Annotated in this window: 20 protein-coding genes and 1 pseudogene; 13 read left to right on the top strand and 8 right to left on the bottom strand. The window is 72.7% G+C overall.

All coding sequences use genetic code 11. The annotated features are described in order from the left end of the window. Positions 1–44: 44 nt before the first annotated feature. Positions 45–518: a macro domain-containing protein gene (locus tag ACFYXM_RS02950; protein ID WP_389286256.1), complete on the top strand. Its 474-nt coding sequence runs from the start codon at positions 45–47 to the stop codon at positions 516–518. A 66-nt stretch (positions 519–584) separates the two neighbouring features. Here ACFYXM_RS02950 and ACFYXM_RS02945 read toward each other — a convergent pair whose 3' ends face one another. Beyond that, a complete protein-coding gene (locus ACFYXM_RS02945) occupies positions 585–1,040 on the bottom strand; it encodes a hypothetical protein (RefSeq protein ID WP_389286254.1) in 456 nt (151 codons plus the stop codon). A 292-nt stretch (positions 1,041–1,332) separates the two neighbouring features. Here ACFYXM_RS02945 and ACFYXM_RS02940 point away from each other — a divergent pair, with 292 nt between their 5' ends. Then, entirely contained in the window at positions 1,333–2,274 is a 942-nt protein-coding gene (locus ACFYXM_RS02940) for an oxygenase MpaB family protein (protein WP_389286252.1), read from the top strand. A gap of 98 nt (positions 2,275–2,372) precedes the next feature. On the opposite strand, the gene ACFYXM_RS02935 is transcribed toward ACFYXM_RS02940, so the two are convergent. Next, on the bottom strand, positions 2,373–3,860 hold the full coding sequence (locus ACFYXM_RS02935) for a M1 family metallopeptidase (protein WP_389286250.1): 1,488 nt from the start codon (positions 3,858–3,860) through the stop codon (positions 2,373–2,375). Positions 3,861–4,071: 211 nt separating this feature from the next. Here ACFYXM_RS02935 and ACFYXM_RS02930 point away from each other — a divergent pair, with 211 nt between their 5' ends. The 3 genes from ACFYXM_RS02930 (at position 4,072) to ACFYXM_RS02920 (ending at position 8,234) form a co-directional block, all read left to right on the top strand. Then, positions 4,072–6,012, top strand: coding sequence for a Xaa-Pro dipeptidyl-peptidase (locus ACFYXM_RS02930; RefSeq protein ID WP_389286249.1), 1,941 nt, complete (start codon positions 4,072–4,074; stop codon positions 6,010–6,012). Positions 6,013–6,152: 140 nt separating this feature from the next. Beyond that, entirely contained in the window at positions 6,153–6,512 is a 360-nt protein-coding gene (locus ACFYXM_RS02925; protein WP_389286247.1) for a hypothetical protein, read from the top strand. Between the two features lie 84 nt (positions 6,513–6,596). Then, positions 6,597–8,234, top strand: coding sequence for an ABC-F family ATP-binding cassette domain-containing protein (locus ACFYXM_RS02920; RefSeq protein ID WP_389286245.1), 1,638 nt, complete (start codon positions 6,597–6,599; stop codon positions 8,232–8,234). Between the two features lie 96 nt (positions 8,235–8,330). On the opposite strand, the gene ACFYXM_RS02915 is transcribed toward ACFYXM_RS02920, so the two are convergent. Further along, positions 8,331–10,712, bottom strand: a complete 2,382-nt coding sequence (locus tag ACFYXM_RS02915; protein ID WP_389286243.1) for a Tex family protein — start codon at positions 10,710–10,712, stop codon at positions 8,331–8,333. Positions 10,713–10,977: 265 nt separating this feature from the next. Between ACFYXM_RS02915 and ACFYXM_RS02910 the strand changes: the two genes are divergently transcribed. Beyond that, positions 10,978–11,940, top strand: a complete 963-nt coding sequence (locus ACFYXM_RS02910) for a GlxA family transcriptional regulator (protein ID WP_389286241.1) — start codon at positions 10,978–10,980, stop codon at positions 11,938–11,940. Between the two features lie 162 nt (positions 11,941–12,102). Next, a complete protein-coding gene (locus tag ACFYXM_RS02905; RefSeq protein WP_389286239.1) occupies positions 12,103–12,738 on the top strand; it encodes a DJ-1/PfpI family protein in 636 nt (211 codons plus the stop codon). Between the two features lie 43 nt (positions 12,739–12,781). On the opposite strand, the gene ACFYXM_RS02900 is transcribed toward ACFYXM_RS02905, so the two are convergent. Then, positions 12,782–13,594, bottom strand: a complete 813-nt coding sequence (locus tag ACFYXM_RS02900; RefSeq protein ID WP_389286237.1) for an enoyl-CoA hydratase/isomerase family protein — start codon at positions 13,592–13,594, stop codon at positions 12,782–12,784. An 84-nt stretch (positions 13,595–13,678) separates the two neighbouring features. Here ACFYXM_RS02900 and ACFYXM_RS02895 point away from each other — a divergent pair, with 84 nt between their 5' ends. Continuing rightward, positions 13,679–14,395, top strand: a complete 717-nt coding sequence (locus tag ACFYXM_RS02895) for an HdeD family acid-resistance protein (protein ID WP_389286235.1) — start codon at positions 13,679–13,681, stop codon at positions 14,393–14,395. A gap of 164 nt (positions 14,396–14,559) precedes the next feature. Next, the gene (locus ACFYXM_RS02890) at positions 14,560–14,982 is read left to right on the top strand and encodes an ATP-binding protein (protein ID WP_389286233.1); all 423 of its coding nucleotides are present in this window, start codon (positions 14,560–14,562) and stop codon (positions 14,980–14,982) included. Positions 14,983–15,123: 141 nt separating this feature from the next. Here ACFYXM_RS02890 and idi read toward each other — a convergent pair whose 3' ends face one another. From idi to galE, 4 genes and pseudogenes are all read right to left on the bottom strand, one after another. After that, entirely contained in the window at positions 15,124–15,717 is a 594-nt protein-coding gene (gene idi / locus ACFYXM_RS02885) for an isopentenyl-diphosphate Delta-isomerase (RefSeq protein ID WP_351525772.1), read from the bottom strand. Positions 15,718–15,863: 146 nt separating this feature from the next. After that, positions 15,864–16,370, bottom strand: a pseudogene (locus tag ACFYXM_RS02880) (GNAT family N-acetyltransferase); the annotation flags it as partial. A gap of 116 nt (positions 16,371–16,486) precedes the next feature. Continuing rightward, positions 16,487–17,428, bottom strand: a complete 942-nt coding sequence (locus ACFYXM_RS02875; RefSeq protein WP_389286230.1) for a cation diffusion facilitator family transporter — start codon at positions 17,426–17,428, stop codon at positions 16,487–16,489. A 166-nt stretch (positions 17,429–17,594) separates the two neighbouring features. Then, entirely contained in the window at positions 17,595–18,584 is a 990-nt protein-coding gene (gene galE / locus ACFYXM_RS02870; RefSeq protein ID WP_389286228.1) for a UDP-glucose 4-epimerase GalE, read from the bottom strand. Between the two features lie 521 nt (positions 18,585–19,105). Here galE and ACFYXM_RS02865 point away from each other — a divergent pair. Genes ACFYXM_RS02865 through ACFYXM_RS02850 form a run of 4 tightly spaced genes read left to right on the top strand, consistent with a single transcriptional unit; the run spans position 19,106 to position 23,319 of the window. Continuing rightward, positions 19,106–20,779: a DUF5941 domain-containing protein gene (locus tag ACFYXM_RS02865; protein WP_389286561.1), complete on the top strand. Its 1,674-nt coding sequence runs from the start codon at positions 19,106–19,108 to the stop codon at positions 20,777–20,779. Continuing rightward, positions 20,776–21,513, top strand: a complete 738-nt coding sequence (locus ACFYXM_RS02860; protein WP_389286225.1) for a sugar phosphate nucleotidyltransferase — start codon at positions 20,776–20,778, stop codon at positions 21,511–21,513. Before ACFYXM_RS02865 ends, ACFYXM_RS02860 begins: the two co-directional genes overlap by 4 nt. Next, positions 21,501–22,562: an iron-containing alcohol dehydrogenase family protein gene (locus ACFYXM_RS02855; protein WP_389286223.1), complete on the top strand. Its 1,062-nt coding sequence runs from the start codon at positions 21,501–21,503 to the stop codon at positions 22,560–22,562. Before ACFYXM_RS02860 ends, ACFYXM_RS02855 begins: the two co-directional genes overlap by 13 nt. After that, positions 22,540–23,319: a CDP-alcohol phosphatidyltransferase family protein gene (locus ACFYXM_RS02850; protein WP_389286221.1), complete on the top strand. Its 780-nt coding sequence runs from the start codon at positions 22,540–22,542 to the stop codon at positions 23,317–23,319. The genes ACFYXM_RS02855 and ACFYXM_RS02850 overlap by 23 nt, the downstream gene beginning before the upstream one ends. Positions 23,320–23,321: the final 2 nt, after the last annotated feature.

Raw genomic sequence — 23,321 nt, 5'->3', positions numbered from 1 at the left:
GCCGCCCCGCGTGCGATGTCGGTGCCGGCCCGTATGGTGCCACCATGTCGGAGATCACGTACATCCGGGGCGACGCCACCGCGCCGCAGGGCAGCGGCGTCAAACTGATCGCGCACGTCTGCAACGACCTCGGCGGCTGGGGCAAGGGCTTCGTCCTGGCGGTCTCGCGCCGCTGGCCCGAACCGGAGGCGGCCTACCGCCGCTGGCACCGGGAGCGGGCGGGCAACGACTTCTCGCTCGGCGCCGCGCAGTTCGTCCAGGTGAGCCCGTACATATGGGTGGCGAACATGGTGGGCCAGCGGGGGATGCGCAGGGGCAGCAAGGGGGTTCCAGTGCGCTACGAGGCGATCGACACGGCGCTGGGGGCGGTGGCCGACCGGGCGGTCGCACTGGGGGCGTCGGTCCACATGCCCCGGATCGGCTGCGGGCTGGCGGGCGGCACATGGTCCAGGATCGAACCGCTTCTGGAGAACCGCCTGCTGAGCCGGGGCATAGCGGTCACGGTGTACGACCTCTGAGCCACCGGGCCCCGGCCGGTGGCGCGGCCCCGTCACGGCGGGGCCGGGTGCCCTGCGGCGGCCGGTTCAGCGCTCGGGGCGCAGACCGAGGACGATCGGCCAGTCGTCCCCGTCGGCGGCCACTTCGTCGGGCGCGCGGTCCGGGCCCGCGGTGAACACCGCGGTCAGCGGAGGCGTCAGAGCGTACTGCTCGGGATCCACCGCGCACTCGGCGCGCAGGACCATCGCCGCCTCGGGGTCGACCGCCGAGCGGCCGGGAAAGGCCGACGCGTCCACATCGACCTGGCCCAGCGCGAACGGGTACACGGCGACGGCGACCTCCAGGCGGTCGCCGTCCAGGGCGTGCTCGACCCAGCCGTCGGTCGGCAGCAGGTGGAAGGCCCCGTCGCCCTCGTAGCAGTAGTCGCCCAGCCGTGCGACGGCGCGTTCACCGGGCGGGCCGTCCGGGTCGACGACGAGCGTCACGACGGGCACCTCCGGCTCGTCGGGATCCACACCGGGACGAACGAGGAGCCGGGCCACGGGACGACCTCCGAAGACGGGTGCGGCGTACGAGCCCTCAGTAGAACACGGCAGTCCGGGGGCGTGGCCGGTGGCCGGGGCCACGGCCCGTCAGGCGAGGCTCGCGGCCCGGTCGCCCGTGTTCCGGGGCGCTTTCCCGCGGCGCGGGAGGAGCAGCGGAGTGGCCGGCGGGAGCATGCCCGTGGCGTGTACGCCAGGGAGGAGGGCCACGTCCGGGCACGGGACCGCATACTGGTACGTACCGGGACCGGGCGCCCCAGCCGTACGCCCGGCCGACCGCCGGGAGCACCGTATGAGCACTGCGCCGGCACGAGGCGTCGACCCCGCCCCCGCGCCGCACGACCCCGTCCCTCCGCCGCCCGGGGGCGTGCTCTGGAGCATCTCCGGGGACGTCCGCGCCCTGCTGATGCTGCCCGCCGCCTTCACCCTCCAGGTCGCCCACCCGGCGGTCGGCGCGGGCGTCGACGAGCACTCCGTCTTCCGCACGGACCCGTGGGGACGCGGCGAGAGGTCCCTGCGCTCGCTCCAGCTCTGGGTGTACGGGGGAGAGGAGGCGGCCGAGGAGGGGCGCAGGCTCCGCCGGCTGCACCGGACCATCCAGGGGGTCGACAGCCGGGGCCGGCGCTACCACGCGCTGTCGCCCGCCACCTACGCGTGGGTGCACGCCACCGGCTTTCCCGTGTACCGGCATGCCGCGCGCTATCTGCTGCGGCCTTTCACCGAGACACAGGAGCGGGCCCTGTACCGGGAATGGCTCCAGGTGGGCAGGGTTCTGGGCATCCACGACCGGGACATGCCACAGACGATCGAGGAGTTCTGGCCGTACTTCCGCAAGACGCTCGACGAGGAGATCGAGCGGACCGTCGTCGTCGACGATCTGCTCGCGACCGACCGGCCCGTACCCCCGCCGGACCGGGGGCCGTTGCCGCTGCGGCCGGTGCTCCGGGCGCTGTGGCCGGTGCTGTTCCCGCCACTGGCCCGGTTCCGCCGCTTCGTGACCATCGGCCTGATGCCGCCGGAGGCGCGGGAGGCGATCGGGCTGGAGTGGACGGACGCCCAGGAGCGGAGACTGCGGCGGCTGGGCGCGGTGGTGCGGCGCGTGGTGCCCGTGCTTCCCGAGAGGCTGCGCTATCTGCCGTACGCGCGCCGGGCGCGGGCGGCGCACCGGGCGACCGTGCGCGGTGACCGGACGCACGTCGGACAGCGGGCCGGCGCGCCGCGTCGGCCGACCTGAGCACGGGCCGGTCCGTTCCGTGCGCGGGAGCGGGTTCCGTCGCCCACCGGGAGGAAGAGGGCGACGGAACCCGGAGCACGGTTCGGGCGGCCGGACCGTCAGCGGTGGTCGTGGACCGTGTTCGTCGCGGCGATCTTCTGCCACGACGCGGGCCGCTCGGCCTTCGCAGGTGCGTGCGCCAGGCGCGTCCCGGCCGGGGCCCCGGGCCGCGACGGCTGGTACAGCCAGGTGTCGAAGAAGTCGGCGAGGGGCGTGCCCGAGACCCGTTCGGCGTAGGACACGAAGTCGCCCACGGACGCGTTCCCGTACGCATGCTCGGCGGGCCAGCCCTTGAGCAGTTCGAAGAACGTCTCGTCGCCCAGCTTGTCGCGCAGCGCCTGGAGGGCCAGCGCCCCGCGGTCGTAGACGGCTCCGTGGAACTGGTCGTCGGGGCCCGGGTCACCCGGCTTCACGGTCCAGAAGGGGTCGTCCGCGGGGTGCAGGGCGTAGGTGTGGTCGGCCAGTTCCCCCGCGGTGCCCTCGCCCTCCTTCTCCGACCACAGCCACTGGCTGTACCGGGCGAAGCCCTCGTTGATCCAGATGTCCTTCCAGCCCTTGACGGACACGCTGTCGCCGTACCACTGGTGCGCCAGTTCGTGGACGACCACCGAGACGTTGGAACCGTTCGCGAACTGCTTCGGGCTGTAGAACGGCCTGGTCTGCGTCTCCAGCGCGAATCCGCTCGTCACGTTGGGGGAGTAGCCGCCGAGCGCGTCGAACGGGTACGGACCGAACACCTCCGTCAGCCACTCGGCGACCTCGGCGGTCCGCTCGATGCTGGCGCGCGCCGCACCGGCGTTGGCGCCGAGGTCCTTGCTGTACGCGTTGACGACCGGCAGCCCGTCCGCCGTGGTGTCCGTGGTGATGTCGAACTTCCCGATCGCCAGCGTCGTCAGGTACGTAGCCTGCGGCTTGGTGGAGCGCCAGTTGAAGCGGGTCCAGCCGAGCTTCGAACTCTGCGACTGGAGCGTGCCGTTGCTGATCGCCTGGGTGCCGTCCGGCACCGAGACCGAGATGTCGTACGTCGCCTTGTCCAGCGGGTGGTCGTTGCTGGGGTACCACCAGACGGCCGACTCCGGCTCCTGCGCGGCCACCGCGCCGTCCGGCGTACGGACCCAGGACGTCCAGCCGCCGACCTTCGCCTCGGACGGCTTTCCGGCGTACCGCACGACCACCGAGACGGCCCTGTCCTTCGCCAGCGGCGACGCCGGGGTGATCTCCAGCTCCTGTTCGCCGCTCCTGGCGAACGCGGCCTTCCTGCCGTTCACCCGCACCTCGGACACGTCCAGCGCGAAGTCCAGGTTGAAGCGGGACAGCGCCTGCGTGGTGGTGGCGAGGATCGTCGCCGTGCCCTCCAACAGGTCGGTGGCGGGCCGGTACTTCAGCCGCAGGTCGTAGTGGGACACGTCGTAGCCGCCATTGCCGCCGGCCGGGTAGTAGGGGTCGCCGATGCCCGGCGCGCCAACGGTTCCCCCGGCAGCCGAGGCCGGGACCGCCAGCAACAGGGAGGCCGCGAGGGCGCCGGGGACGATGAGTCTGCGGTGCACGAATGCTCCAATTCGTCGGTTGGACGGGTTTCTGAGCACTTGCCAGGACCCTGCGCAGGGGCCTTCCTGTTAGTCATGTCCATGGTCGCCGTTGTCACACGTCGGCCATTCCTCCGGCATGGCAGCCCGGCGGCGTCCCGGCCCGGTCACGCCACGCCGATCAGCAATCGCCCTCTGTCGCACCGGAGTTGACAGGGGGTACTTTCCGCGCATGCCGATTCGTGCGCGGGGCACCCGCTTGACGTACCGATCGCTGATGGTGGCGGCCCTCGCCGCCCTGACGACCACGCTGCTCGCACCGGCGGGCGCACAGGGCGCCGAGGCCGGCGCCGCCACGGGCCGGAAGGCCGGCCCGTCCGCCGACGGACACCAGCCGAGCGGACCGCCGGTGAGCAGGCCCGTCCACTCGTACGAGAACGCCGTCCGCGAGTCCGTCTGGGTCGACACCGGACTCGACGGCGACGGGGACGGAAGGAACGACCGCGTCGCCGTCGACATCGTCCGGCCCCGCGAACCCGCCCGGCAGGGCCGCAGGATACCCGTCATCATGGACGCCAGCCCCTACTACTCCTGCTGCGGCCGCGGCAACGAGAGCCAGCTCAAGACGTACGACGCCGACGGCAGGCCCGTGCAGTTCCCGCTGTACTACGACAACTACTTCGTGCCGCGCGGCTACGCCTTCGCCGCCGTCGACCTGGCCGGCACCAACCGCTCCGACGGCTGCGTCGACGTGGGCGGCCCCTCCGACGTCACCTCCGCCAAGGCCGTCATCGACTGGCTGAACGGCCGCGCCCGCGGCTACACCACCCGCACCGGCCGACGGCACGCCACGGCCGACTGGTCCAACGGCCGCACCGGGATGATCGGCAAGAGCTACGACGGCACCGTCGCCAACGCCGTCGCGGCGACCGGGGTGGACGGGCTGCGGACCATCGTCCCCATCGGCGCCATCTCCTCCTGGTACGACTACTACTTCTCCCAGGGCGCGCCGCTGTACGACGGCGGACCGGACTGGCTTGCCGACGGGGTGGAGAGCCCCGAGGCGCGCGGCCGCTGCGCCGCCGTCCAGCGCCGGCTCGTCGAAGGGGCGCCCCGCACCGGAGACTGGACCCGGCTGTGGACCGAGCGCGACTACGTGAAGGACGCACGCAAGGTACGGGCCAGCGTCTTCGCGGTGCACGGCATGCAGGACCTCAACGTCCGCACCAAGCACCTCGGTCAGTGGTGGGACGCGCTCGCGGCCCGGGGCGTGGAACGCAGGATCTGGCTGTCGCAGACCGGACACGTCGACCCCTTCGACTTCCGGCGCGCCGAGTGGGTCGACACGCTGCACCGCTGGTTCGACCACTACCTCCTCGGTTACGACAACGGCATCGAACGCGAACCGATGGCCGACATCGAACGCAGTCCCGGCCAGTGGTCCACCGACCGCGTCTGGCCGCCGCGCACCACCCACGCCGTCACCGTGCGCCCCCGCCCCGGAGCGGCGCCCGGCGTCGGCACCCTGGGGCTGCGGCCCGCCCGCCCCGGCGCCACCGAGACGTTCACCGACGACCCCGCGCTGAACGAGCTGGAATGGGCCGCCGACGCGGACCGCCCCACGGCAGCCAAGGCCGCCTTCCGTACCCCGCCGCTCTCCCGGGACCTGCGGCTGTCCGGGGCGTCCACGGTGACCGTCACCGCCACCCCGACCACGTCGAGTGCCCATCTCTCCGCCGTCCTCGTGGACCTCGGCCCCGACACCGTCCGCGACTACGGCGCGTCCGGAGAAGGCATCACCACGCTCCCCGGACGCACCTGCTGGGGTGCGAGCACCACCGGGGACAGTGCCTGCTTCAAGGAGACCCGGGCCGACACGGCCACCGTCGACCGGACCGTGTTCAGCCGGGGCTGGGCCGATCTCGGCACCCACGCCTCCGCCGGGCACGGCCGCCCGCTCACCCCGGGCCGGGCCCACACGATCACCCTCCGCCTCGCCGCCACCGACCACGTCGTCCCGGCCGGACACCGCCTCGCCCTGATCGTGGCCGGAACCGACCGGGGCCTCATCGAGCCGCCGGACTCCACCCCCACGCTCACTCTCGACCTGGCCCGTACGTCCGCGACGCTCCCGCTCGTCGGCGGCACCTCCGGCCTCGGGTCCGTCCCGTAGCCCGCCGATCCATCACGGATCGCAGGACAGCCCCTCGTACGCGCCACCGCGGGTCCCGACCCGTGGCAGCCCCCCGCAGCCCGCCCCGAAGGCGTGACGCCACCGCGTCCCGTCGGCCGCACCCAGGGAGGAAGCCGCCCATGACACCCCGTACACCGACCGCGCGCCGAATCGGCCGCCGACACCTGGCCCTGGCCGCAGTCGCGGCCCTGCTCGCCACGCCCCTGGCAGCCGTCCCCGCGGCGGCCGACCCGAGCGCCCCGGCCGCCCCGCCCCGCACCGGCTTCGAGACCAGCGGCGGGGCCCGGTGGACGAGCCAGGCGGAGGAGCAGTCCCTCCTGGCAGCCGTCGACCGCGACAGCGACCGGGTCTCCGTCGAACAAGAGGGAGTGGATCAGGGAGCGGCGTCGTGCGGCTTCGGATCCAGGGCGGAGGAGGGAGGAGGATGGGGCCTCCCGTGCTCGATAGCAGCTGAGAGCTCGGGGAAGGAGCGTCGGTGACCGACGACGACGCGGGAGGCGGAGTCGCAGGGCGTCGGGAACCCGCTCCCTCTTGCTCCCCAGGTCGTTAGGATCGGCACCCTGATGACTGCCACACTCGTCGCCAAGGACCTCACCGCCGCGCACGGCGACCGCACCCTCTTCGCCGGGCTCGACCTCGTCGTCGCGCCCGGCGACGTGATCGGTCTCGTCGGAGTCAACGGCGCCGGCAAATCGACCCTGCTCCGACTGCTCGCCGGGCTCGACCGGCCGGAGCGGGGGGAGCTGCGGCTCTCACCGCCCACCGCCACCGTCGGCCACCTCCCGCAGGAGCCGGAGCGGCGTCCGGGCGAGACGGTGCGGGAGTTCCTGGCCCGCCGCACCGGCGTCGCCGACGCACAGCGGGCGATGGACGAGGCGACCCAGGGCCTCGTCGACGGGACGCCCGGCGCCGACGACGCGTACGCCGAGACGCTCGAACGCTGGCTGGCGCTCGGCGGCGCCGACCTCGACGAGCGTGCCGAGGAGGTCGCCGCCGACCTCGGTCTCGCCGTCGGCCTCGACCTGCCGATGACCGCGCTCTCCGGCGGCCAGGCGGCCCGCGCCGGCCTGGCATCCCTGCTGCTCTCCCGCTACGACGTCTTCCTGCTCGACGAACCCACCAACGACCTCGACCTCGACGGCCTGCAACGGCTCGAACGCCACGTCTCCGGTCTGCGCGCGGGCACGGTCGTCATCAGCCACGACCGTGAGTTCCTGACGCGCACGGTCACCAAGGTTCTCGAACTCGACCTGGCCCAGCAGGCGATCAACCTGTACGGCGGCGGATACGCGGCCTACCTGGAGGAGCGCGAACGCGCCCGCAGGCATGCCCGCGAGGAGTACGAGGAGTACGCCGACAAGCGCGCCGCCCTGGAGGACCGCGCCCACACACAGCGCTCCTGGATGGACAAGGGCGTGAAGAACGCCCGCCGCAAGGCGACCGACAACGACAAGACCGGCCGCAAGTTCCGCAGCGAGGCGAGCGAGAAGCAGGCGGCGAAGGCCCGGCAGACCCAGCGCCTGATCGAACGGCTCGACGTCGTCGAGGAGCCGCGCAAGGAATGGGAACTGCGGATGGAGATCGCCGCCGCACCCCGGTCCGGCTCGGTCGTCGCGACCCTGCGCGAAGCACGCGTCGCACGGGGCGACTTCGTCCTCGGCCCGGTGTCCCTCCAGATCGACTGGGCGGACCGGGTCGTGATCACCGGCGCCAACGGGGCGGGCAAGTCCACCCTCCTCGCCGCCCTCCTCGGACGCCTTCCGCTGGACTCCGGGTACGCGACGCTGGGCTCGGGCGTGGTGGTCGGCGAGGTCGACCAGGCCCGCAAGCTGTTCCACGGCACGGAGTCGTTGCTGGACGCGTTCTGCGCCGCCGTACCCGACAGCGAACCGGCCGAGGTCCGCACGCTGCTCGCCAAGTTCGGTCTGCGCGCGGACCATGTGCTGCGCCCCGCGACGACCCTCTCGCCGGGGGAGCGCACCAGGGCCGCGCTGGCCCTCCTCCAGGGCCGGGGCGTCAACCTCCTCGTACTCGACGAGCCGACGAACCACCTCGACCTGCCCGCCATCGAACAGCTGGAATCGGCACTGGGCTCCTACCCGGGCACGCTGCTCCTCGTCACGCACGACCGGCGGATGCTGGAGGCGGTGCGGACGACACGGCGCATCGAGGTGGTGGACGGCAGGGTGAAGGAACTCTGACCCTCCGGCCCCGTGGCCGCCGCCCCCGGTCCGCTCCTACGGGGCCCGGGCGGGGCGGGGGCGCGGACCTGCGCGCCCGCGCCCCCGCCCGGTGCGTCAGCGCTTGCGGCCGCCGTCCCGGTCCGGACCGGTCAGCCCGGCCCGCCGCAGGGCGTCCGCCATCGCGCTGTTCACCGGCGCCGGCGCCGGCCGGGCGGAGCCGCCACCGCGCCGGTCGCGGTCCTGACCGCCCTGACGCGGGCGCGGCGGCCGGGAACCCCGTTCACCGCGCTCCCGCCGGGACCCGCCGCCCTGGCCGGATGCCCCTGCCTCGTCGTCGAGCCGCAGCGTCAACGAGATCCGCTTCCGCGGAATATCGACGTCCATGACCTTGACCTTGACGATGTCGCCCGGCTTCACGACGTCCCGCGGGTCCTTCACGAACGTCCGCGACATCGCCGACACATGCACCAGACCGTCCTGGTGCACCCCGATGTCCACGAACGCGCCGAACGCCGCGACGTTGGTGACGACACCCTCCAGCACCATGCCGGACGCCAGGTCTCCGATCTTCTCGACACCCTCCTTGAAGGTGGCCGTCCTGAACGCGGGCCGCGGGTCGCGCCCCGGCTTCTCCAGCTCCTTCAGGATGTCGGTGACCGTCGGCAGACCGAACTTCTCGTCCACGAAGTCGTCGGCACGCAACGACCGCAGCACCCCCGTGTTGCCGATCAGCGAGGCCACCTCACCGCCCGTCCGCTTCGCCATCGCCCGCACCACCGGGTACGCCTCCGGGTGCACGCTCGATGCGTCCAACGGGTCGTCGCCCCGGATGCGCAGGAAGCCCGCGCACTGCTCGTATGCCTTCGGGCCCAGCCGCGCCACGTCCTTGAGCGCCCTGCGCGACCGGAAGGGCCCGTTCGCGTCACGGTGCGTGACGATGTTCTCCGCCAACCCCGCGCCGATCCCCGAGACCCGCGAAAGCAGCGGCGCCGACGCGGTGTTGACGTCCACACCGACACCGTTCACGCAGTCCTCGACGACCGCGTCCAGCGACCGCGACAACTTCACCTCGGACAGGTCGTGCTGGTACTGGCCGACCCCGATCGACTTCGGGTCGATCTTCACCAGCTCCGCGAGCGGGTCCTGGAGGCGCCGCGCGATCGACACCGCGCCGCGCAACGACACGTCCATGTCGGGGAGTTCCTGCGAGGCGAAGGCCGAGGCCGAGTACACCGACGCGCCCGCCTCGGAAACCATCACCTTCGTGAGCTTCAACTCCGGGTGCTTCTCGATCAGTTCGCCGGCGAGCTTGTCGGTCTCGCGGGACGCCGTGCCGTTGCCGATCGCGATCAGCTCGACGTCGTGCGTCCGCGCCAGCTGCTCCAGCCGCGCCAGCGCCTGGTCCCATCTGTTCGCGGGGACGTGCGGGTGGATGACGTCCGTGGCGACGACCTTGCCGGTCGCGTCGACGACCGCGACCTTCACGCCCGTACGGAAACCGGGGTCGAGCCCGAGCGTGGCGCGCGTCCCGGCCGGTGCGGCGAGCAGCAGGTCACGCAGGTTCGACGCGAAGACCCGCACCGCCTCGTCCTCCGCCGCCGTGCGCAACCGCAGCCGCAGGTCGATGCCGAGATGCACCAGGATCCTGGTCCGCCAGGCCCAGCGCACGGTCTCGCCCAGCCACTTGTCGCCCGGACGGCCCTGGTCGCCCACTCCGAAGCGCCGGGCGACGACGCCCTCGTACGACGACGGTCCGGGCGTGTCCGAGGGCTCCTCCGGCTCCATGACCAGATCGAGCACGTCCTCCTTCTCGCCCCGCAGCATCGCCAGCACCCGGTGCGAGGGCAGTTCGGTGAACGGCTCGGCGAAGTCGAAGTAGTCGGCGAACTTCGCGCCCGCCTCCTCCTTGCCCTCGCGCACCTTCGCCGCCAGCCGGCCACGCGTCCACATCCGCTCGCGCAGCTCGCCGATCAGGTCGGCGTCCTCCGAGAACCGCTCGGTGAGAATGGCACGGGCGCCCTCCAGCGCGGCGGCCGGGTCCGCGACGCCCTTGTCCGCGTCGACGAAGGCGGCGGCAGCGGCGAGCGGCTGCACCGACGGGTCACCGAGCAGCCCGTCGGCGAGTGGTTCGAGTCCCGCCTCGCGGGCGATCTGCGCCTTGGTGCGCCGCTTGGGCTTGAACGGCAGGTAGATGTCCTCGAGGCGCGCCTTGGTGTCGGCGGCCCTGATCCGGGACTCCAGCTCCTCGTCCAGCTTGCCCTGCTCGCGCACGGAGTCGAGGATCGCCGTCCGGCGGTCCTCCAGCTCCCGCAGGTACCGCAGCCGCTCCTCAAGGGTGCGCAGCTGCGCGTCGTCGAGCATCTCGGTCGCTTCCTTGCGGTAGCGCGCGATGAACGGCACGGTCGATCCGCCGTCGAGCAGCTCGACGGCCGCCTTCACCTGCCGCTCGCGTACGCCGAGCTCCTCGGCGATCCTGCCTTCGATGGACGTCGTCACGGTTCTACCGACTCGCCTTCTCGTACGGGCTGTACTGGTCGCACGGACTGTGCTCACGGGGCCTGGGCCCCTTCGTCTGCATTGTGCCGGGTGGCCGGGCGCCGTGTCGCCCGGCCACCCCCGACGCGCGTCGGCCGGTCGTGCCCTGCGCCCTCCGGCGCGCGTCGGGGAAGGACCAGGGAGAACCGGGGACGTCCGGGCGATGGCAGGAAAGGTGGGGGGTACGTCATTGCGGCCATCGGTGTGGCCGCGAAGGATGGTGGACATGACGCAGCGATCCGTACTCGTCGTCCTCTTCGACGGCGTCCAGAGCCTCGACGTGACCGGCCCGGTGGAGGTCTTCGCCGGGGCCTCCCACTTCCTCGGGGCCACGTACGACCTGCGCACCGCGTCCCTCGACGGCTCCCCGGTCCGCACGAGCAGCGGCCTCGTCCTCGTCCCGGACACCGCCCTCGCCGATGTGGAGCCGCCGCACACCCTGCTCGTTCCCGGGGGCGAGGGCGCCCGCGTCCCCGCCCCGGCTCTCGTCGGCTGGCTTCGGGAGCACGCCCCGCGCGCCGAACGCCTCGTCTCCGTCTGCACCGGAGCGCTGCTGCTGGCCGAGGCCGGACAGCTCGACGGGCACCGGGTCACCACCCACTGGACCGTCTGCGAGCACCTGGCGCGCACCCACCCGGCCGTGGAGGTCGACCCGGACCCGATCTTCGTCCGGGACGGGAGGCTGGCCACCTCCGCCGGGGTCACCGCGGGCATCGACCTCGCCCTCGCGCTCGTCGAGGAGGACCACGGCCGGGAGGTCGCCCTCACGGTCGCCCGCCATCTCGTGGTCTTCCTGCGCAGACCAGGCAACCAGGCCCAGTTCAGCGCGCAGCTCACCGCCCAGACCGCCCGGCGCGAGCCGCTGCGTGAGGTCCAGCACTGGATCACCGAACACCCGTCCGCCGACCTCACCGTCGAGGCCCTGGCCGCCCGCGCCCGCCTCTCGCCCCGTCACTTCGCCCGCGCCTTCCGGGCCGAGACGGGCCTCACGCCGGGCCGATACGTCGACCGGGTACGTCTCGAACACGCCCGCCGACTGCTGGAGGACACCAGCGACGGCGTCGCGGGCATCGCGCACGCCTGCGGATACGGCACCCCGGAGGCCATGCGCCGCGCCTTCGTCAAGGCGCTCGGCACGGCACCCGCCGAGTACCGCCGCCGCTTCCGGCCCGGGCCCGGCACGGACTGACCGGCTTCCCGCACACGACCGCGCGGGCCGGGCGGACGCTCCGCCGGCGGCCCGACCGGCCCGACGCGCACCGACCCACGGGCGAGCGGCATGCTTCCGGGCCACCGCCCGCACGACCGACGACACCGACGACACCGACGACACCGACGACAAGGAGCACCCGTGCAGATCGCCATCGTCCTCTTCGACCGCTTCACCTCGCTCGACGCCGTGGGCCCCTACGAGATGCTCCAGCACCTCCCTGGCGCCGAGACCGTGTTCGTCGCCGAACGGACCGGGCCCGTGCGCAACGAGAGCGGCAGCATCGCGCTCGTCGCCGACCGGACGCTCGCCGATGTGCCGTCGCCGGACGTGGTGGTCGTCCCCGGCGGTCCCGGCCAGACCGGGCAGATGGACAACGAGGCGCTGCTGGGCTGGCTGCGCGAGGCCGACGCCACCAGCACCTGGACGACCTCCGTCTGCACCGGGTCGCTGCTGCTTGCCGCGGCCGGACTGCTGAGCGGCCGCCGCGCCACCTCGCACTGGCTCGCGCTGGACACCCTGAAGGAGTTCGGTGTCGAACCGACCGGCGAGCGCGTGGTCTTCGACGGCAAGTACGTCACGGCGGCGGGCGTCTCCTCCGGCATCGACATGGGGCTCGCCCTGCTCGGCCGAATCGCGGGCGACGAGCACGCCATGTCCGTACAGCTGCTGACCGAGTACGACCCCCAGCCGCCGTACGACGCGGGCTCGCCGGCGAAGGCCCCGGCGGCACTGGCCGACGAGTTCCGTGCCCGGCGCGCCACCCTCCTCCGGTAGACCCCTCTCGAGTGGGGGCGGCCCGGCCCGGCGGCCCGCCGGGTCAGCTCGCGCCCTCGGGCGGCCCGAAGCGCGGCGCGCGCCGTTCCAGGAACGCGGCGACACCCTCGGCGGTGTCGCCGCTGCGCCGTACCCGCTCCGCCCAGTACGCGTCCCGGTCCCGGCGCCCGTCGGCGAACTCCTTCGCCGCCGCCTGCGTGATCCACGAGCGCGCCGCCAGCGTCCGCGTGTACGTGCCGACCCGCGCGTCCATCCCACCGGCCGGGAGCACCTCGTCCACCAGCCCGCACCGCAGCGCCCGCGCGGTGTCGATCAGTTCGCCGGAGAAGAGCAGGTGCTTAGCCGTGGCGGGTCCGGTCAGCGCCACCAGCCGCCGGGTCGACGACGCGGGGTAGACGATCCCGAGCCTGGCCGGCGTGACCCCGAACGCGGCGCCCTCCTCGGCGAACCGCAGATCGCAGGCGGCTGCGAGCTGACTGCCGCCGCCCACGCAATAGCCGCGGATCGCCGCCAGCGTCGGCCGGGGAAACGCGGCCAGCGCCTCCTCGGCCACCACGGTGAGCGGCTGCGGATCCGACGGCGGACCGCCGGGCGAGGAAGGGGCTCCGGGCGAGGACGGCTCCGGGGGCGGCACGGCCCTGAGCGAGGCGATGTCCGCCCCGGCGCAGAAAGTGTCCCCGGCGCCCGTCAGCACCAGGGCCCGTACCGAGGGATCGGCCGCCAGCCGTGCCAGCAGCGGGGGCAGCGCGAGCCACATCGAGACCGTCATCGCGTTGCGTTTGGCCGGGTTGTCGATGACGACGGTGGCGACACCGTCCGCGACGGTGTGCGTCAGCCGGGGTTCCGTACGGTCCATGCGCCGGATGCTATCCGCACGGTTCGAACCTATGATCAAAAAAAAGGGGGTGGCCGTGCACGTACGCACCGTGAGGAGCTTTCCGTGGCCGATCCCGCAGTCGAGGGCAGGAGGCTGAGCCGGAGTTTCGGCCGGCTGGCCCTGCTGGGCATTCTTCTCGTCGTGGCCGGTCTGGTCGGCCTCGTCTACACCGGGGTCGCGACGCTGACCTCGATGCTGATCTTCGGGTGGCTGCTGCTGGTCGGCGGGCTCGTCGGTCTGCTCCACGCCATCGAGTCCCGGGGCAGCAACTACTTCTGGCTGGCGGTCGTGGTGGCCGCGCTCAACATCGCCGCCGGGGTCGTCGTCATCCGGCATCCGCACGGCACGGCCGAGGCGCTGACCATGTTCGCCGCGCTGCTCTTCCTGACCGGCGGGGTGTTCCGGCTGGTCGGCAGCGTCGTCGTGCGCGGCCCGCAGTTCGGCTGGACGCTGCTTCAAGGGGCCTTCGGGCTGCTCCTCGGGCTGCTGGTCCTCTTCGACTGGCCGCACAGCAGCCTCTACGTCCTCGGTCTCTTCTTCTCCCTGGCACTGCTCTTCGACGGCCTCGGCCTGATCGCGATCGGGGTCGGCGGCCGACGCATCGTCTCCCTCGTCTCGGACGCCTCGGACGCCTCGGGCCAGGGCGTGGCCCCCGGGCGTCGTCACCCGGCCCCGGACCCGGACCGGCACCTGCACCGGTACACGGAGCCGGACGGTCCGACGCCGGGGCAACGGCCGGACACGTCCACCGGAGAGGATCAGGATCAGTCAAAGAGCTGATCAGATCGTGCAGTTTCGATCAAAAATCGTCGATAGAGGTTGACTTCTATTCACTGGTCCGGAGCGGCAGCCACGCCGCGCACTCTGTACTCGACGTGCAGTCACCGACGAGTCGAGGGCGGTACCGGACTATGGAGAGCCGCGGGAGCGTCCCCGCCCGGCCCATGTCGTACGAAGGAGTCTGGCGGTTCACCGCCCCGGCCGTGGACGTCTCCGTCCCCCGGGCCAGGCGTACCGTACGCGACCTGCTGGACCGCCAGGGCGTGCCGATCGGCACCGACATCGCCGAAGGGCTGCTGCTCATCGTCTCCGAGCTGGTCACCAACGCGGTGAAGCACGCCGCGCTGCTCTCGCCGGAGCTGGCCGTCGAGGTGGCCGTCGGCGCGGACTGGGTCAGGGTGTCCGTGGAGGACAACCACCCCTACCGGCCCACGGCCCTGGAGACGGACCACGGGCAGACCGGCGGTCGCGGGCTGCTCCTGGTCCGGGAGATCACCCGGGAGGCGGGCGGCGCCTGCGACGTGGAGCACACCGCGGGCGGCGGGAAGATCATCTGGGCCGCGCTGCCGCTGAGCGCGGGATTCTGAACCGGTCTGTGCGGGCATCGGGCGGGTGGTCCCGCGGGCCGGGCGCCCATTTTGTGAGCTCCTCCTGCTCCCCAGGTCGTGAGGCCGACCGGCGTGGGCACCCGGTGACTCGGCTCGCGCGAACACCGGGTGCCCCGTCCGCTACCAGCCGGCGGACGGCCCGGTCAGTTCCCTGATGGCCGGGCGGGCGGCGTCCAGCACCGTCATGAACCACGCGGAGAACGGTGCCTCGGCATGCCGTTCGGCCAGCTCCTCGGCCGTGACGAAAGCGGTCTCGCCGACCTCCTCCGGGTCCGGCCGCAGTCGGTCCTGCACCATGCCGACGAAGAGATGGTTGAACTCCTGCTCCACCAGTCCGGAAGCCGGGTCGGGGTGGTTGTAGCGGACCGTTCCGGCCTCGGCCAGCAGTGAGGGCGAGACGCCGAGCTCCTCGTGCGTACGCCGGGCGGCAGCGGCGAAGGGCGCTTCACCGGGGTACGGGTGGCCGCAGCAGGTGTTCGACCAGACGCCGGGGGAGTGGTACTTGCCGAGCGCGCGCCGCTGGAGCAGCAGCCGGCCCCGCTCGTCGAAGAGGAACACCGAGAAGGCCCGGTGCAACTGCCCCGGCGGCTGGTGGGCGGAGAGCTTCTCCGCCGTACCGATGGTGGTGCCGTTCTCGTCGACCAGTTCGAGCATGATCGCTTCTGCTGTGCCGTTCGACGAGCTGTGCGCCGCGGTGGCTGGTGTGGTCGGCATACCCATCCTTCGCTATGGTCCCGGCCCGGTGCGCCGGTCCCGTCGAGTCCGCTCAAGTCTGCCGCACAAAAGCCGCCTGTCCGCACTTCGGGTCCGACATGTCCGGACCCGGTGCCGCCCCGGCCGCGGGCGGCACCGGAAGGCCCTCAGACGCCGAACGCGGCCGGGTAGCGGATCGTGCCCCCCGGCACCGGCGCGGACGGGTCGAGGACCAGGGCCATCATCGCCTCGTCCGGGACGTCGAAGGCCGGCCGGATTCCGTACCGGGACGCCGGTGCGAAGCCGAAGCGCGGGTAGTAGGCGGGGTGGCCGAGCACCAGGACGACGGACTCGGCCCGCAGCCGGGCGGCGTCGAGCGCGGCCCGCACCGCGGCCTGCCCGGCGCCCCGCCGCTGCTGCTCCGGGGCGGTCGCCACCGGCGCCAGGGCGAGGGCCGGGGCGTCCCCGACCCGGCACCGGGTCAGCAGCGCGTACGCCGCGACGGAACCGTCCCCGCCGAGGGCGACATGTCCGAGACCGGGCAGCCAGGCCGACGGATCGGCGCGCAGCGCGTCGACGAGAGCCGCCTCGGCCGGTGTCGGGAAGGCGGCGGTGACGACCGCGCGCACGGCCCCGGCGTCCGCCGGGGTCTCCGGCCGGGTCGTCCAGCGGGGAACACCCAGCCCGTCGCGCCCCGCCGTGCCGGGGGAGCACGACACGGGACGGGCGGTGTGATCGTGGTCGTTCATCTCGTACCCCTTCGCGGTCGGCGGCTCCGGCCGGCCGTTCCTCAGTGACACAGTCCCGCCTCGTGTTCGGCGTGGCCGCTCGGCTCCAGCTGGAACGTGCAGTGCTCGACGTCGAAGTGGTCACCGAGGCATCCCTGGAGCTCGTGGAGGAGCTTCTCGTGGCCGACCGAGTCCAGCACGTCCTGGCTCACCACCACATGGGCCGAGAGCACCGGCATCCCCGAAGTGATCGTCCAGGCGTGCAGGTCATGGACGTCCAGGACGCCGGGCAGCGCCGTGATGTGGGCCCGTACCTCTCCCATGTCCACGCCCTTCGGAGCCGCCTCCAGCAGCACGTTGAGCGTCTCCCGGAGCAGTTTCACGGTACGCGGGACGATCATCAGGCCGATCACCAGCGAGGCGATCGGGTCGGCGGCCTGCCAGCCGGTGGCCAGGATGACACCCGCCGAGACCAGCACGGCGACCGAGCCGAGCGTGTCCGCGAGCACCTCCAGATACGCGCCGCGCACGTTGAGGCTCTCCTTCTGCCCGCGCAGCAGCAGCGACAGGGAGACGATGTTGGCGGCCATGCCGATCAGCGCGAAGACGATCGTCAGCCCGCCCCTGGTCTCGGCGGGGGCGACGAAGCGCTGGATCGCCTCGAAGAGCAGGAAACCGCCCACCCCGAGCAGCAGCAGACAGTTGGCCAGGGCCGCCAGGATCTCGGCGCGGGCGAAGCCGAAGGTGCGGTTGAGCCCGGCGGGCCGGTTGGCGAAGTGGATCGCCAGCAGGGCCATGCCCAGTCCCAGGGCGTCGGTCGCCATGTGGGCCGCATCGGCGATCAGGGCGAGCGAGTCGGCGAGCAGCCCCCCGACGATCTCCACGGTCATCACCGTGAGCGTGATGCCCAGCGCGATCCGCAGCCTGCCCCTGTACGCGGCGGCGGCCGTGCCGGTGGGCGGCGGCCCGCCGTGAGTGTGTCCGTGATCGTGCCCTGCCCCCATGGGGACGCCTCCCGATCGTCTCGCGGACTCGGGCGCGGTCGGCCCGAGCACTGTCAGTGAACTACGGGTGGGGGGTATCGGGCAACACGGCACTGAACACCGTTGTCATGTGCCCTGACCTGCGAAAATGCTTGCAGGTCAGGGCGGTGGAGCGATCGCCGGAAGGTCAGTTCGCGCGCGCCTCGGGATGCTGGAAGCACCAGCCGGCCCAGGCGGATTCGATCATTTCGCGCACGTCGTGCCGGGCCGTCCACCCGAGGTCCCCGGACATCCGGGCGGCGGACGCGACGGCCTTCGCACCGTCGCCGGGGCGGCGCGCCTCGACCACGGCCGGCGTGTGCCGCCCGGTGATCTCGCTCACGAGATCGGCGATCTCCCGCACCGACACCCCCTCGCCGCGGCCGATGTTCACGGTCAGGTCACCGGCGTCGCCTTCGGCCCGTGCGGCCAGGCTCCGGGCGACGGCCAGATGCGCCTCGGCGAGGTCGGCGACGTGGATGTAGTCGCGGACTCCGGTGCCGTCGGGGGTGGCGTAGTCGTCACCGAAGATCCGGGGGGCCTCGCCCCGGGTCAGCCTTTCGAAGAACATCGGGATCACGTTGAAGGCGCCCGTGTCCGCCAGTTCCGGCGCCGCCGCCCCGGCCACGTTGAAGTAGCGCAGGCAGGCGGTGGACAGCCCGTGCGCCCGCCCGGTCGCGCGGACCAGCCACTCCCCGGCGAGCTTCGTCTCGCCGTACGGGCTGATCGGGGCGCAGGGCGTCTCCTCGGTGATCAGTTCCACATCCGGCACGCCGTAGACGGAGGCGGAGGAGGAGAACAGGAAGCTCCGCACCCCGCCGGCGACGACCGCCTCCAGCAGCGTGGTCAGCCCGGCCAGGTTCTCCCGGTAGTACAGCAGCGGCCGCTCGACGGACTCCCCGACCTGTTTCTTCGCCGCGAGATGCACCACACCCGTCACCGCGTGCCGCTCCAGCACCTCGTCGAGCAGCGCGCGGTCGGCCACCGAGCCCTCGACCAGCGGCACAGCGGCCGGGAGCCGTCCGGCGACGCCGGTCGACAGGTCGTCGAGGACGACGACCCGCTCACCGGCCTCCGCCATGGACCGCACCACGTGTGCGCCGATGTACCCCGCCCCGCCTGTGATCAGCCATGTCATCGGACCAGCCTAGGGTGTGCCCCCGGCGGCGGCACCGCCGTCCCGGAGCGGCCGGGCGGTCCCGCGCACACCGCGACGGGCGGGGCCCGGGGCGTCGCGGCCGGGCTGCTTCGTCCCCGGTGGGAGCGTCCCCGCCCGATCCGGGCGGGAAGGCCCGGTTCCGTGCCACCGCGTTTTGTCAGTCGAGGCGGGGATCGACGATGATGATCGCGGGCAGTGCCGGATGATGCCGGTCCGCCCCCCAACGGAGCTCGAACGGGCGGTGAACTCCCGCTTCCGTTCATCCGATAGCCTCTGCCGACGTGCCGTCGGCCCGCTTCCGGGCCGCGTTGCAGCGCGCCGACCCCGTCAGCACCAAGGAGTGAGTTCGTCTGTCGACCGCCATCCTCACCGGTGCTCCGGTACCCGGATCCTCGCTCGCGGACGATCTGCGGTCACTGGGCTTCGACGTACAGGCCGCCGCCGACGCGACCGAGGCCGCACGGCTCCTCGCGGCCGTTCCCGCCGACCGCCGCGTCGCTCTGGTCGACCCGCGCCTCGTCGGTCACGTCCACGCCCTCCGGCTCGGACTGACCGACCCGCGCTTCCCCGCAGCCGCGGTCCCCGGAGCGCTCACCGCGCAGCCGCAGGCCCGCCCCGCGCTCGTCCGGGCCCTGGGGACCGCCGCCGCGTCCGGCGGCGCCGCAGCCCCCGGCACGACCGTGACGACGGTCACCGACCACACCCTGCCGGGCCGCGTCGCCGGCCTGCTGGACGCCGAGGGCACGCCCGTGCAGCGCCCCGAGCTGGGCTCGCTGGTCGCCGTCGTTCCGTCCGACGCGCCCGCGCGCGCCGAGGCGGAGAGCGCCGTCGCGGCCGTCGACGACGAGGCGGTGCGGCTGCGCAGCGCCGTGAAGTCCCGCGACGGCTTCTTCACCACGTTCTTCATCAGCCCCTACTCCCGCTACATCGCCCGCTGGTGCGCGCGGCGTGGGCTCACCCCCAACCAGGTCACCACCGCGTCCCTGCTGACCGCCCTGATCGCGGCCGGCAGCGCGGCCACCGGCACCCGCGCGGGCTTCGTCACGGCCGGGGTGCTGCTGCTCCTCTCCTTCGTCCTGGACTGCACCGACGGGCAGCTCGCCCGCTATTCGCTCCAGTACTCGACGCTGGGCGCCTGGCTGGACGCCACCTTCGACCGGGCCAAGGAGTACGCGTACTACGCCGGGCTCGCCCTCGGAGCCGCCCGGGGCGGGGACGACGTCTGGGCGCTGGCGCTCGGCGCCATGGTCCTCCAGACCTGCCGGCACGTCGTCGACTTCTCGTTCAACGAGGCCAACCACGACGCGGTGGGCAATTCCAGCCCCACAGCCGCCCTCTCCGACCGGCTCGACAGCGTCGGCTGGACGGTGTGGCTGCGCCGGATGATAGTGCTGCCGATCGGGGAGCGCTGGGCCATGATCGCGGTGCTCACCGCGGCGACCACGCCCCGGATCGTCTTTTACGCCCTGCTCGTCGGCTGCGCCTTCGCCGCCTGCTACACCACCGCGGGCCGGCTGCTGCGCTCGCTGACCCGCAGGGCCGAGCGCACCGACCGGGCCGCCCAAGCCCTGGCCGACCTCGCCGACTCCGGCCCGCTCGCCCAGGCCGTCGCGGCGTTCGGTCGCAGGCTCGGCGGCAGCTGGAACGCCCCCGTCGCGGCCCTGCTCGCCGGAGCGCTCATGATCGCCTCCGCGCTCACGCAGCCCTTCGGGAGCTGGCACACCATCCTCGCGGCCGTCGTGTACGCGATGTTCTCCGGCATGGCCGTCTCCCGCCCCCTCAAGGGCACCCTGGACTGGCTCGTACCCCCGATATTCAGGGCGGCCGAGTACAGCACCGTCCTGATTCTCGCCGCCCGCAGCGACGTCCCGGGGGCGCTTCCCGCGGCCTTCGGGCTGGTCTCGGCCGTCGCCTACCATCACTACGACACCGTCTACCGCATTCGCGGAGGCACCGGCGCGCCGCCCCGGTGGCTGGTGCGCACGATCGGCGGGCACGAGGGCCGCACCCTGGTGGTGGCCGTACTCGCCGCCGTACTCACCCGGCATTCAGCGTTCACCATGGCACTCACCGCGTTCGCGGTGGCCGTGGCACTGGTGGTGCTCGTGGAGTCCATCCGCTTCTGGGTGTCCTCCGGAGCACCCGCCGTTCACGACGAAGGAGAACCCGCATGATCGGCCTCGTACTGGCAGCCGGTGCCGGACGGCGACTGCGCCCCTACACCGACACGCTCCCGAAGGCCCTCGTGCCGGTGGACGGCGAGAAGACGGTCCTGGACCTCACGCTGGCCAACTTCGCGGAGATCGGCCTCACCGAGGCCGCCGTCGTCGTCGGCTACCGCAAGGAGGCCGTGTACGCCCGCAAGGCCGAGTTCGAGGAGAAGTACGGCCTCGCCCTCACCCTGATCGACAACGACAAGGCCGAGGAGTGGAACAACGCCTACTCCCTGTGGTGCGCCCGCGACGTCCTCGCCCGCGGCGTCATCCTGGCCAATGGCGACACCGTCCACCCCGTCTCCGTCGAGAAGACCCTGCTCGCCGCCCGCGGCAACGGGCAGAAGATCATCCTGGCGCTCGACACCGTGAAGCGCCTCGCCGACGAGGAGATGAAGGTCGTCACCGAGGACGGCCGGGGTGTGCGCTCCATCACCAAGCTGATGGACCCGGCCACCGCGACCGGCGAGTACATCGGCGTCACCCTCATCGAGCCGGAGGCCGCCGCCGACCTCGCCGACGCCCTGAAGGCGACGTATCTGCGCGACCCGGACCTCTACTACGAGGACGGCTACCAGGAACTCGTCGACCGCGGCTTCACCGTCGACGTGGCCCCCATCGGCGAGGTGGCGTGGGTCGAGATCGACAACCACGACGACCTCGCGAAGGGCCGTGAGATCGCGTGCCAGTACTGACCCGGCTCATTCCGTCCCCGGTCGTCGTCGACATCAGCCGCGGCGCCCTGGACGACCTGGCCGGCCTCCTCGCCGACCAGCGGATCTCCGCCTCCGGCAAGCTCGCCGTCGCGATCAGCGACGGGTCGGGGCGCGTGCTGCGCGAACGGCTGGCCCCCGCACTGCCAGGGGCCCACTGGTACCCGGTCGCCGACGGCACCCTCGACTCGGCGGTCAAGCTCGCCGACGACATCAAGGGCAACCGGTACGACGCAGTGGTCGGCCTCGGCGGCGGCAAGATCGTCGACGTGGCGAAGTACGCCGCCGCGCGCGTGGGGCTGCCCATGGTCGCGGTGGCGACGAACCTCGCCCACGACGGGCTCTGCTCGCCGGTCGCGACGTTGGACAACGACAACGGCCGGGGCTCCTACGGGGTCCCGACCCCGATCGCCGTCGTCATCGACCTCGACATCGTCCGCCAGGCACCGCCCCGCTACGTGCGCTCCGGCATCGGCGACGCGGTCTCCAACATCTCCTGCGTGGCCGACTGGGAGCTCGCCCGCGACGTCAGGGGCGAGAAGGTCGACGGCCTCGCCGCGGCCATGGCCCGGCAGGCCGGCGAGGCCGTCCTGCGCCACCCCGGCGGGATCGGCGACGACGGCTTCCTCACGGTGCTGGCCGAGGGCCTCGTGCTGACCGGCATCTCCATGTCGGTGGCAGGAGACTCCCGGCCCGCCTCGGGCGCCTGCCACGAGATCAACCACGGCTTCGACCTGCTGTACCCCAAGCGTGCGGCCAGCCACGGCGAGCAGGTCGGCCTCGGCGCCTGCTTCGCCATGCACCTGCGCGGTGCGCGCGAGGAGTCGCTGCTCATGGCGGCCGTGCTGCGTCGGCACGGCCTGCCCGTCCGGCCCGAAGAGATCGGTTTCACCGCCGACGAGTTCGTCCGCGCCGTCGAATACGCCCCGCAGACCCGTCCGGGACGCTTCACGATCCTCGAACACCTCAACCTGTCCACCGACCAGATCAGGGACGCGTACGCCGACTATGCAAAAGCCATCGATAGCTGAACTCCGCCCGGTCGTGCACCCCCCGGGCGTGAAGGACCGGCGCAGTGGTGAGCACTGGGCGGGGCGGCTCTACATGCGCGAGATCTCCCTGCGCGTGGACCGGCACCTGGTGAACACCCGGATCACGCCCAACCAGCTGACCTACGTGATGACCGTCGCGGGCGTGCTCGCCGCGCCGGCCCTGCTCGTCCCGGGCATCCCCGGGGCGCTGCTCGGCGTGCTGATGGTCCAGCTCTACCTGCTGCTCGACTGCGTCGACGGCGAGGTGGCCCGCTGGAAGAAGCAGTTCTCGCTGGGCGGGGTCTACCTGGACCGGGTCGGCGCGTACCTCTGCGACGCGGCCGTCCTCGTCGGCTTCGGTCTGCGCGCCGCAGACCTGTGGGGCCACGGACGGATCGACTGGCTGTGGGCCTTCCTGGGCACCCTCGCGGCCCTCGGCGCCATCCTGATCAAGGCCGAGACCGACCTCGTCGGTGTCGCGCGCCATCAGGGCGGACTGCCGCCGGTCAAGGAGGCCGCCTCCGAGCCGCGCTCGTCCGGCATGGCGCTCGCCCGGCGGGCCGCCGCCGCGCTCAAGTTCCACCGCCTGATCCTCGGCGTCGAGGCGTCCCTGGTGGTCCTGGTGGCGGCGGTGTTCGACGCGGTCAGGGACGACCTGTTCGTCAGCCGTCTCCTGGTCGCGGTCCTGGCCGGCATCGCGCTGCTGCAGACCCTTCTGCATCTCGTGTCGATCCTCGCGTCGAGCAGGTTGAAGTGAGC

Source organism: Streptomyces sp. NPDC002476, assembly GCF_042889785.1.
Taxonomy (GTDB): Bacteria; Actinomycetota; Actinomycetes; order Streptomycetales; family Streptomycetaceae; genus Streptomyces.
The sequence above is the reverse complement of the archived record's forward strand: the minus strand, read 5'-3'. Positions and strand labels throughout refer to the sequence as shown.